Below are 11131 nucleotides of genomic sequence, written 5' to 3'. Positions count from 1 at the left end.
TGAAATGATGGAAATCATCAGAATAATCCCGGAAAATACCGGGATCTTTAGAAATCAAAGCCTGGTGGCTGAGAAAACTCCCGTTCTCGCCATCGGCTGATGAAAATAAATCAGCGGACCCTAAATAAATGATAAACTCTTTATTATTGTTGTTTTTTTGATAGTTCTTGCAAATTGAATTTCCCAGCCTCAAGACCTGCATCCGCAGCTTCCTTGAAATCATTCAAGGCTTGGGAATAATCACCTTTCTTGACTTCCAACACACCGCGGGCATTCTCTACTTCCGGACCATCACCGGCTTTCATCAGGAAAGTCTTTGCACTGATGGTATCACCACGACTCAATGAAGCATTGGCTGCATTCAGATTGGCGAGTGGACTGTTGGGATACATGCGTACGGCAATATCGAAGACCTGTTTGAAATCTTGACTCCCGGGCTCATAACTCTGAGCGACTTTGTACATTTCAATCAATGATAACTTATTCGGACGAGTCTTGACTATTTCACGGGCTTCCTGAAGATCAAAATTCCTAACGTTATAGTCTACGGTATAATCGACACGACGCAAACCCGGATATACACTATTCATTAAAGTTCTGTGAAACAGTGGAAAATGCTTTTTCAGGTATGCTTCCTTACTGTCCGGTTTAAGACCGTTATCAATCACTGCCAGAATCCGACTCTGATAAGGTACGGAATTGTTTTCTACATATTCCCGTACACTCTGCCAGTCCTCAGCTGTCCAGTCTACCTGCAGTGCGTCAGTTGGAAAATGATATTCGTTGATCAGCCAGTTTGAAAGTGCGGCTGTACGTTTATGAGATAACCGTAAATTGACTGCATAACCTCCATCAGGGGAAGCAAAACCATGCAGAATGATTTTCGTGACTTTGATGTCAGGATCATCATTGATAGGTTCGATGGTATGGCGGATTTTCATCAACTCGGAAGCATTCTTCCCAAAATCTGGGATAATAGTAGAACTGCCAATTGGAAAATCTAACCTCGCTGTACCTGAAGCCATCCGCATCTTTACATCCTCATCGCTGGGTTGTACATAAGCAAACTGATAATTCCATTCATCAGGACGGAGATTTACGCCACGCAGTGATTGGAAAGGATTAGACGACAACAAAGTCTGGTCGCATCCGCAAAGTCCCTCACCCATAATCAGTTGAGATTGTGACATCCAATTCTCAAATGGGACTGCACAACTATAATGGACGACCTGAGGCTTCCCGTTATTCCGCTTTACTACGACTGCAGGGCTTTCGGTGGCAGCCTTATGCCGACGCAGGAAATAGACATATCTGGCTTTGCCCATAATCTCTGCTGCTGGCAATTTCACTGTATCCTCAGCATTGACGAACATCGGAGTGAATATGATTCCACGATTTTCCGAAAGAAACATATTACTCAAATCCAAGTCCATTTCCAACCTGACATTGTTCCCTTGTTTTTTGGCAGATGAGCGAGTCACATTCACCTTTGTATTTGAAAGCATCTGGGCTTCAACTGCAGAAGGTACGGCTAACACAGCCAACGCTGCCAAAAAGAATTTTATACTCTGTTTCATCTTCATCATAATATTTTTTCAGTTCAAAAAACATATATGAGATTCACGGCAGCCTTTGTAGGCCCTACATAATTATGTGACTCTTCATTTCCCAACTTGTTTCCGCAAGTTGCACATTCATACTTATCATAGCGGGTATAAATATAACCGACAGCCAACTCTGCCTCCACGTTCCAATGACGTGAGAGGATCCAAGAATAGCCATAGCCGACACCAGCGCCTGCCATCCATCCCTGATAACGATAATTCTTTAACTTGGAAAAAGGTGTCCCAAGAAAGGTAAAATCTGTATGCACATTTCCGACATTAAATTGACCACCGATCAGATGACCCGCCAAGAAAGAACCATGCATCTTATCGCAGAGCCAATAGCGGGCTTCTGGTTGTACAAACCAATGCTTCCATTTCCGGTTATGGGAAAAAGTCCATGGATTGTAATTTCCGGAGACATCTAATGTCCACTGCCTGGCCAAATCCGTTTCTACCCCAATGTTGATTGTAGCCGTAGCATCATATAAAATATTTGTCTTTAAAGCTACTTCCTGAGCACCTACACTCGTTAACATAAAAAGAGTAACTATAATGGATAGAAAAAACCTTTTCATATTATTTATTTTTTGGTTCCATTTTGTTTTGAAAATTCTAGAATGATTTCAGGATACCGCTTACAGTCATTTGACCTCAGCAAGACTGTCCTTTCTACATTTAAAATATGCACCATTTAATACCTTAAATTTTGCATGACGTATCTTAACCATATCTCGTAAACTTTTTAAGAAACGCTCCCTGTTCTGAACAATCAGAAATTGTGCATTCAACATCTTTCTCATATCTTTTATATATTTTTTATCTGTTATCATTTATCGGACCATACAACCTACTATTAATAGCGTTGCGGGATTCCTCTTCATTAAATTGTAAAATGATCTTCTCAAATAGTTGAGCTTGCTTTCGAAAAGGAATTCACAAATCATTCCAAATCAGAGTAATTACTATAATCGTAATCATTTCAAATTTCTCGATGCAAAGTTAGGCTTTTTTGATATCTATCTACTTTCATGTAAATATTAAAAGTAAGTAAAAAATAAGTATAAATTATTGATATTCAGTAATATTATTTATTAAATAGTAAAAATAAAGTAAATCAATTTTTAATATCTAATAAACCGACTTGGTCTCTCTTTCCATAAAAAAAGCTCAAAAAAGAAATAAAATAGGCCTTTCTAGATAAAAGAACTTCAAAATTTGTTCCAATTATGAAATTTTATGTAGTAACTATTCCTTTTTCTTAGATATATAGATGACCTAAATCTATCGAATACCATAGAAATGAAGTTTCGGGGACTTAAAAATTGGTTAATCTCTTGAAAAACGCCTATAAATTCTTATCCGAATATACTTTTTGACCATGAAAATCTTGCTGCCACTAAGGATAGATCGATTATCTATCAGAAATACCGGTCCTGTCATTCAAAAAATTTCACTAATCTATAAGGAATCTGTTCCAACCCACTGGTGGCATCAAATGACTAAAAAATTTAAGTATAGAAAGTTGCACCTATCTTGATTTTTGCCATTTAGTAGTGGTAAAACACCTAAGGAGCATCCAACGGACACATAACTTACATTTATCTCACGAAAGTTCTCGATTAGTGCAAGGATTCCTCTAAAATTTAGTTAATGAACATGGAAACAGATCACATCGTGGTGCTTTGTCCCGCTTTCTGATGGCAGAAGCCGAAAACAAATCCGTTCCCTGCCAATCCCACCCTGTTCCCCAACTCGTTCCCTTTTCGTTCCTGCTCGTTCCCTCTCCGTTCCCTATTTTAGTGTTTGGTTGACAAAACAGTTAAGGCAATCTGTTGAAGCGGTTTATTAGGGTCTAAAGAAGCGCTTTATTATCCCCTAATAAAGCGTATCCGGACAATGTCAGGATACGTATGAACAGAATCTCATAAAGCGCTTTAACAGAATCTAATAAAAGTTATCATTAGTACCTCATAAAACTCATCAACGGCATCATATGAAGTGATGAACGGAACGTCAGGTTGTGTATCAACGGAATATATGGATAAGTGTCAACGCAATAAATGGATGTACATCTTCAGCTACGAAGATGGGGAACAACAGAAACGAAAAACATCAAACTCAGTTAAACGATATTAAACTGGTTCTTTTTTCCACAAATGCAATCCCAAACAACCACTTATGCCACTAACCATTATATAAAACTGGGTGCAAAACTCCGGTTAATGCTACAAATAGGTTATCTATACCTTTTTACATAAAATACAATAGAAAAACGTTCATATCAGCTATTGGTCTAAGCAAATAAGAGTTTCCAAAGCACAATATCGAATAAGAAAGAGCAGGAAATCTTTCAGTTGAGAAAAAAGCAAGCAACGATGTCTGCTGATTATCGGTATCCGCGATATCGAATTTCCGACAAGAGCAAACCGTTTATAAAAATCAGGAGAGAAACAGAGCTCATTCCCCTAATGAGTCTAACACCTTATTTATATATGACTTAGCCGTCTTATTTTCTATAAAGGGCATATATGGACTAAGCAATGTCATATCTATCTTTAATAAGGGGTGTTCATTTCTGAAGAAGTTTCTCTTTAAGGTGGAGACAATGTCGATTCACGGACATATTCTGAATAAGTTCACAAGACACCAAAGAATCAGGTCAACTGTTAATCATAGCAATAGACAAAGGAAATAGACATGAAGCACGGTGCCAAATAGACGCTATGCTACATCACAAAGGTTGCCGATAAAATCAATAACAGCCGAGAAAAGGAAATCCTTCACATGACCTGTTTCAGGCAATCCGGCAATGCAATATTCTTACAGTTTACTTTCTCGAGTTGTGATTTCCCTTCATTGGTCAGGTGGAAACGCATACTTCTTTTGTCTTCTTTGCAAATCCTACGTCTGATCAAACCCTTTCGCTCTAAGGAAGCGATGACTTTGGAAGAATTGGAATGAGATAAGTTCATCAGTTCGGAAATCTCATTGGCAGTAGGATCTGTGTGGTCGGACAAAACACAAAGCAGCATGGTCTCATTCAGATTCAGTCCAAAAATATCCATCATTTGATTTTCTAATACGGATAATGATCTATAAATTTCTCTCAGTTTACTAATACAGTGACTGTCCATAATTAAAACGATTAAGTACACTACCGGAACAGCCGGCAGCGCACATGTTACTCTCCCCTTCTTAAAAAGAATTATTTCAACAATTGCTCATTGATAATATCTTCAAACTGACTCTTCATCATTGCCCCAATAGACATATAGGGCTCTCCTGATTCCGGGATAAAGAGAATAGTAGGGATAGACTGGACGTTAAAAGCAGCCGCTACATTTTCTTGTTGATCAATATCTACTTTATAAAAATCGATTTTTCCAGCATATTTCTCTGCGAGTTGTTCCATAATCGGTGCTACGGCCTTACAAGGTCCACACCAAGTCGCATAAAAATCCACGATTGCAGGTCGATCGCCTTCAAACTTCCAATCCTTGGGATACCGGTCAAAGTCCATTATCTTTTTCTTGAATTCTTCTGATGTCAATTCTATCGGTTTCATTTTCAAATCTCCTTGTTTTTGATTAATTTGTTGATGGCGAGCCTGCTCTGCCCGCTGCTTACCAGTTAGGTTCTTAGATTCTAAGAGTTGCCCCCTTTTCTTATCTGCCCCACAACTTCCTAAAAATGCAGTCAGCACCGAAAGTATTAGAGTAATTACAAATATATATTTCTTCTTCATTCCCCCCTCCTCCATAAATACGGACATTAAGCCCACTTTTCGAAAATATTTTCCATAGGAAATGTGAACAAAGATAATGGAAATATACGTAAAGCACGAAGGTTTTGCATAAAAACACATATCGTAAAGCAGAAATTAACTCTTGCAAATTTCTATTAACACTTACAACTGATTATACCGTTTCAAGTTTTCCTATTTTACGGACATCTTCTATGCCATCCTTATCACAAAATAAGTTTTATGCCAAAACCATTCAACGGAAAGAAAGTCCTTTCGATTTCCATCTGAAATAGATGAAAGCCTCAACCGCACCCCTCACAAAAAGAAAGGCATCGAAAGCCAACCACAGGGCATGATTACCCAAAGTCTTCCGGAAGAGAAAATAGACCACGAAGAAACAGAGTGCTGCCGTAATTGAGGAGGAGAGCAAGCCTTTGGTATTCATAATTCCGACGAAGATGCCATCCAGAAGGAATGCTGCAACCCCGCAGAAGGGAATAGCTACAGCCCAAATGAAATACGGTCCCGCAGCACTGATAACATCTCCGTCACTTGTCAGCAAATTCAAGAAAGGTTTGCCTGCTAAGGCATAGAGGATCGTAAACAAGATCATAATGATCGCCCCAAGACGGAGAAAACTTCTGACTAATCCTTCAAATGACACCCTGTTTCGTGCGCCATAATATTTTCCTCCCAAAGCCTCACCCGCATAAGCAAAGCCATCGGTAAAATAGGAGAATATCGTATAAAATTCCATTAGGAGCGTGTTGGCAGCCAAAATGACAGCTCCCATACGAGAGCCGATTGCCGTAAAACTCAAAGATACTCCAACAAGGAACAATGTCCGGATAAAGATATCCCGATTGACTGAAAAGAATTTCCCCCAGGCATGCCAATCTCCTTTCCATCCGCCAGCTGTATCTTTCAAATGCTTCCATAATCTCCGATAATTGAACAACCAGAAAGAACAGGCGATAAGGAAGCCACACCACTGGGCTGTCAACGTCCCAAAGGCCACTCCCTCTATATCCAAATGAGCACCGAAGACCAAGGACAAACTGACGATGACATTGATCACATTCTGCAAGATGGACACCAGCATCGGGAAACGGGTATTCTGCATACCGACATACCATCCTGTAAAACCATAAAGGCTCAGAACCGCCGGTGCACCCCAAATAACAATCAGACAATAACGCTTGCAAAGTTCGATGATGTCTGCTGAAGGCTTCATTGCCCACAAGCCTATTCCGATAATCGGACGCTGCAGAATGACGAACAACAGTCCGATGCCGAAACCTATAGACAGCGCACGCAGCAGCAATCTCATATCTTCAGCCAGATCCCGGCGGCCTAAAGCCTGAGAGGTCATGCCCCCTGTGCCCATTCTCAGAAATCCGAAGACCCAATAGATCACATTGAAGATCATTGTCCCCACTGAGATAGCGGCGATATAGTGGGCGTCACCAATGTGCCCGACAATCATGACATCACACAGTCCGAGTAGCGGGACCGTTATGTTAGACATGATTGACGGCAAAGCCAATCGAAAAATCTGCTGAAAACGACCGTTCAAAATAAAATTATATGTCTGAATACAATGAGAGCCTGTAAACCGTTATTTCTTCACTAACCTGACACTTGTAGGGGAAACCGTGACCAATCCCTTCTTATAAAGTTCACCTATACCTTTCTTGAAAACTTTCTTGCTCACTTGGAAACGTTCGTATACATCGTCTGCTTCACTCTTATCACCCAAATCGCAATAACCTTCATTTGCTTCAAGGTAGTCCAGGAGAGCGTTAGCAAAGTTCAAACGTTCAGCCTTTCCCGTTTGCTGTAAAGTAATATCAAGTTTCCCGTCTGTACGAACCAAACTGACGAAACCGGGGAGACGGTCTCCTGAATGCAGATGCCGGAAGATCTGATCCTCATAGATCAGGCCTTGATACGCGTTATCTACAATCACCTTGAACCCTAAATCAGTTTTTTGCCAAACCAGAAGTTGTACCTCATCTCCCGGCTTATACTTCTCGGGCGGGACAGGGGTAATATACTTGTCAATCTTTGCAGTAGCGACCAGTCGATAGGTTTTCTCATCCACATAGATATAGACAATATAGTACTGTCCCATCTCCATCCTTTTCTTCATCTCCCGAAAAGGACAGAACATATCTTTCTCTACACCCCAATCCAGAAAAGCTCCGAACTTATTTATCCAACTCACTTTGAGCCAAGCGAAGTCTCCGACCTTAGCCAAAGGTGTCTCCATCGTTGCTACAGGCCGTTCCTCGGAATCCAGATAGATGAAAGCCTTCACTTCATCACCCGGCTTTATACCTTCAGGGACATATTTTTTCGGCATCAGGATTTCCCCATCCTTACCGCCATCCAGATAGACCCCGAAATCGACTTCCTTAACGACCTTTAGGGTATTATAATCTCCTAACTTTATCTCAAAATCATCTCTATCGAGATGCTCATCCTGTTCTATTTCTTTATCCATTATGATCTTCTATTACTTCAGTTATGCCACTGTCTTCAGTACCTGCTCCAGCTAGCAAGGCAAGACTTCTTCTATTGTTCGCCCTTCCTGGTTTCTCCGATGATCTGTCCGTCTTTGAGTTGGATGGTTCTGTCTGTCAAGGCTGCCAGATTTTCATCATGTGTTACGATGACAAATGTCTGTCCGGTCTTGTCTCTCAGGTCAAAGAAGAGTTGGTGAAGTTCAGCCTTGTTTTTACTATCCAAAGATCCGGAAGGTTCATCAGCGAGGATGACATCAGGATGATTGACCAGTGCCCGGGCGACAGCGACCCGTTGCTTTTCACCCCCGGAAAGTTCGTTTGGCTTATGCCCGGCACGATCTTCCAGCCCCATGAATTTCAATAAATGCATCGCTCTTTTCTCTGCCTTGCTCCGCCCTACACCGGCAATAAAAGCCGGGATCATGATATTTTCCAAAGCTGAAAACTCAGGCAGCAATTGATGAAACTGGAACACGAATCCGATATGACGATTGCGGAAATCGCTCAATTTTCTAGTAGAGAAATTTCTGACATCTATTCCGTCAATGAAAATAGAACCACTGTCAGGTTGGTCCAGCGTTCCGATAATCTGCAGCAAAGTAGTCTTTCCTGCACCCGAAGGTCCGACGATGCTTACAACTTCGCCTTTATTCACATGCAAATCAATGCCTTTCAGCACTTGCAACTTTCCAAAAGACTTTGTGATGCCTTTCGTGTCAATCATACTCTCAGGGGCAGAATTTTCTTCTCTTTCCATAGGTGTATCCTTCATCAATTACCAAATGTCTTTTTTACAAAACTCCAGTCAGTCCTCATCTAAAAGACCGTACCGGATACCTGCAAAGTTAATAAAAAAAGAGAAACGCCTGCGTAAAGATGCGAAGATTTTACGATTTACAGACTGAATAAGAATCATTTTATTAAAAAGGTGCTGCCTTTTTATGTTTTCTACTCTAAAAGTTGTACATTTGCATGAACTATCCCATTCATCTAAAAATTTCGAGATATGAAAGTAGCTATTGTTGGAGCAAGCGGAGCTGTAGGACAAGAGTTCCTGCGCATCCTCGCTGAAAGAAATTTTCCTCTTGATGACCTGGTATTGTTCGGTTCCCATCGTTCTGCCGGCAGAAAATACAATTTCAAAGGGAAAGATTATGAAGTCAAACTTTTACAGAAGAACGATGACTTTAAAGATGTTGACATTGCCTTCACTTCCGCAGGTGGTGACACTGCAGGCGAATTTGCTGATACAATCACGAAATATGGTGCAGTGATGATCGATAATTCCAGCCATTTCAGAATGGACAACGATGTACCTTTGGTCGTTCCTGAAATCAATCCTGAAGATGCCTTGAACAGGCCTCGGGGAATTATAGCCAATCCGAATTGTACGACCATCATGATGGTTGTGGTGCTGAATCCTATTGACAAACTCAGCCACATCAAGAAGATCCATATCGCTTCTTACCAGAGCGCCAGTGGTGCAGGTGCCTCAGCCATGAAAGAATTGCAAGAGCAATACAAGGAAATGGTTGAAGACGGAAAAGTCACCACCATCAAAAAGTTCCCTCACCAATTAGCCTATAATGTCATTCCTCAAATTGACAAGATGACACCCAACGACTACACGAAGGAAGAGATGAAGATGTATAACGAGACACGCAAGATCATGCACAGTGATGTACGCACAAGCGCTACCTGTGTACGTGTCAGTTCGCTCCGTTCTCATTCTGAGAGTGTCTGGTTCGAAACTGAACGTCCTCTGAGTGTAGAAGAAATACGGAAAGCCTTGTCAAAGGCTCCCGGTGTACAGTTGAAGGATGACCCCCAGCACTATGTCTATCCGATGCCTTTAGAGAGCGCAGGAAAAGATGATGTATACGTTGGTCGTATCCGTAAAGACTTAGCCGATGACAATAGTTGCACACTTTGGCTTACAGGTGACCAGATAAGAAAAGGTGCAGCCCTGAATGCAGTTCAGATAGCAGAATATCTGATCAAGACAGGTAACGTGAAATAAATGATCTCAAAAGCAAAGCGAGCTCTCCCGCATTTGCTGTCATAGCTTATCAACGGACTCAAGATTCTGTCTTGCCAGTTCGTTGATTTTTTGTTTTCTACCTTGAGAAACACCTACTGACATTCTGGCTTACCAAGTCATGCCACATTAAACCACGCAAATAGACAATTCCTATTTGACTACTGATTACCAACACTTTAGATTCCATGAGAATGAAAGGGAAAAGGGTTATCCATTCGTTAAACTTTCAGTATTTTAATTTATTTTTGTTGAATTTATCGAGTAAAACTTAAGCTGTTTCAATGTTATCTAAATAATCGGCATAAATTTTGCGAATACAATGATAGAGTGTATATTTGCTTTATCTAAATAAAAATCACGAGGCTTATGTTACAGAAAAGAATTTCTTCGATGACATCATTTATAACCAACCTTACTTCACTGATCTGGGACTACATCGCACATCCCAGCCGCTATCCTCTCAATTCCAAACTTCTCATTGAACCGATATTGGGGGAGACGGTCATAGATGACCCGACACAAAGCAGAGGATGTGAACAGTATGATCTGAATTATTTTGTATCTAAAAACGAACATGGGTCTGTTAAACCCAATTCTAAATCGATTAAGAAATTGGCAAAGAAATTGTATAAGTTCAATTGGTAATAGCTTTTTTAGACCCGGCCTGATGTGCCGGGTCTTTTTATTGATAACCGTTTCCCGTATCTTTTCTCTTGAGAAAAACAGCATAAAAAAACTGTCACTGTAAAACAGTGACAGTTTATTGGAAACAATTAATTTCTTTATGTCAGTTGACAGAATTCTCTACTCCATTCAAGATACTTCATCTACTTAGCAGCCAACACCTCTACCTCTACGAGTGCACCTTTAGGGAGTTTTTTCACAGCTACGGCTGAGCGAGCTGGAAAAGGTTCTGTAAAGAAACCGGCATAAACTTCATTCATTGCCGTGAAGTCATCGATATTGTCCAAATACACGGTTGTTTTTACCACGTGGTTCAAATCAGTACCTGCTGCCTTGAGAATATTTCCGGCATTCGTTAATGCCTGCTTAGTCTGTTCTTTGATTCCTCCAGGCACTAACTGACCCGTTTTAGGATCAATTGGTATCTGACCTGAGGCAAATACAAATCCATTAACTTCGATTGCCTGGCTATAAGGGCCTATGGCAGCTGGTGCATTGTTTGTGTGAATTGGTTTCATATCTATCG

General features: G+C 40.7%; 10 protein-coding genes. 2 read left to right on the top strand and 8 right to left on the bottom strand.

Features of this window, described 5'->3' with window-relative positions:
* Positions 1-143: 143 nt before the first annotated feature.
* From NG821_RS05185 to NG821_RS05155, 7 genes are all read right to left on the bottom strand, one after another.
* Entirely contained in the window at positions 144-1577 is a 1434-nt protein-coding gene (locus NG821_RS05185; RefSeq protein WP_252760596.1) for a DUF3868 domain-containing protein, read from the bottom strand.
* Between the two features lie 23 nt (positions 1578-1600).
* Complete coding sequence (locus tag NG821_RS05180) at positions 1601-2182, bottom strand: DUF3575 domain-containing protein (protein WP_262921861.1); 582 nt, start codon at positions 2180-2182, stop codon at positions 1601-1603.
* A gap of 2205 nt (positions 2183-4387) precedes the next feature.
* On the bottom strand, positions 4388-4675 hold the full coding sequence (locus NG821_RS05175) for a MarR family transcriptional regulator (RefSeq protein WP_252760594.1): 288 nt from the start codon (positions 4673-4675) through the stop codon (positions 4388-4390).
* Positions 4676-4812: 137 nt separating this feature from the next.
* The gene (trxA, locus tag NG821_RS05170; RefSeq protein WP_252760593.1) at positions 4813-5352 is read right to left on the bottom strand and encodes a thioredoxin; all 540 of its coding nucleotides are present in this window, start codon (positions 5350-5352) and stop codon (positions 4813-4815) included.
* Positions 5353-5605: 253 nt separating this feature from the next.
* Positions 5606-6928: an MATE family efflux transporter gene (locus tag NG821_RS05165; RefSeq protein WP_252760592.1), complete on the bottom strand. Its 1323-nt coding sequence runs from the start codon at positions 6926-6928 to the stop codon at positions 5606-5608.
* Between the two features lie 42 nt (positions 6929-6970).
* Positions 6971-7858 carry a CvfB family protein gene (locus tag NG821_RS05160; RefSeq protein WP_252760591.1) on the bottom strand — a complete coding sequence of 296 codons (888 nt, stop codon included), beginning with the start codon at positions 7856-7858 and terminating at the stop codon, positions 6971-6973.
* 71 nt (positions 7859-7929) lie between these two features.
* Entirely contained in the window at positions 7930-8604 is a 675-nt protein-coding gene (locus NG821_RS05155; protein ID WP_252760598.1) for an ABC transporter ATP-binding protein, read from the bottom strand.
* A gap of 282 nt (positions 8605-8886) precedes the next feature.
* Between NG821_RS05155 and NG821_RS05150 the strand changes: the two genes are divergently transcribed.
* Positions 8887-9900: an aspartate-semialdehyde dehydrogenase gene (locus NG821_RS05150; protein WP_252760590.1), complete on the top strand. Its 1014-nt coding sequence runs from the start codon at positions 8887-8889 to the stop codon at positions 9898-9900.
* 411 nt (positions 9901-10311) lie between these two features.
* On the top strand, positions 10312-10566 hold the full coding sequence (locus tag NG821_RS05145) for a hypothetical protein (RefSeq protein WP_252760589.1): 255 nt from the start codon (positions 10312-10314) through the stop codon (positions 10564-10566).
* A 182-nt stretch (positions 10567-10748) separates the two neighbouring features.
* Here NG821_RS05145 and NG821_RS05140 read toward each other — a convergent pair whose 3' ends face one another.
* Positions 10749-11123: a RidA family protein gene (locus NG821_RS05140; protein ID WP_252760588.1), complete on the bottom strand. Its 375-nt coding sequence runs from the start codon at positions 11121-11123 to the stop codon at positions 10749-10751.
* Positions 11124-11131: the final 8 nt, after the last annotated feature.

The sequence above is a fragment of the Segatella cerevisiae genome (assembly GCF_024054555.1).
Taxonomy (GTDB): domain Bacteria; phylum Bacteroidota; class Bacteroidia; order Bacteroidales; family Bacteroidaceae; genus Prevotella; species Prevotella cerevisiae.
Note: the sequence above shows the minus strand (reverse complement) of the source record. Positions and strands in the feature narration are given on the sequence as shown.

Coding starts and splice junctions, on each gene's coding strand:
- NG821_RS05185 (WP_252760596.1), bottom strand. CDS start 1,577: ATGAAACAGAGTATAAAATTCTTTTTGGCAGCGTTGGCTGTGTTAGCC.
- NG821_RS05180 (WP_262921861.1), bottom strand. CDS start 2,182: ATGAAAAGGTTTTTTCTATCCATTATAGTTACTCTTTTTATGTTAACG.
- NG821_RS05175 (WP_252760594.1), bottom strand. CDS start 4,675: ATGATGGATATTTTTGGACTGAATCTGAATGAGACCATGCTGCTTTGT.
- trxA (WP_252760593.1), bottom strand. CDS start 5,352: ATGAAGAAGAAATATATATTTGTAATTACTCTAATACTTTCGGTGCTG.
- NG821_RS05160 (WP_252760591.1), bottom strand. CDS start 7,858: ATGGATAAAGAAATAGAACAGGATGAGCATCTCGATAGAGATGATTTT.
- NG821_RS05155 (WP_252760598.1), bottom strand. CDS start 8,604: ATGATTGACACGAAAGGCATCACAAAGTCTTTTGGAAAGTTGCAAGTG.
- NG821_RS05150 (WP_252760590.1), top strand. CDS start 8,887: ATGAAAGTAGCTATTGTTGGAGCAAGCGGAGCTGTAGGACAAGAGTTC.
- NG821_RS05145 (WP_252760589.1), top strand. CDS start 10,312: ATGACATCATTTATAACCAACCTTACTTCACTGATCTGGGACTACATC.
- NG821_RS05140 (WP_252760588.1), bottom strand. CDS start 11,123: ATGAAACCAATTCACACAAACAATGCACCAGCTGCCATAGGCCCTTAT.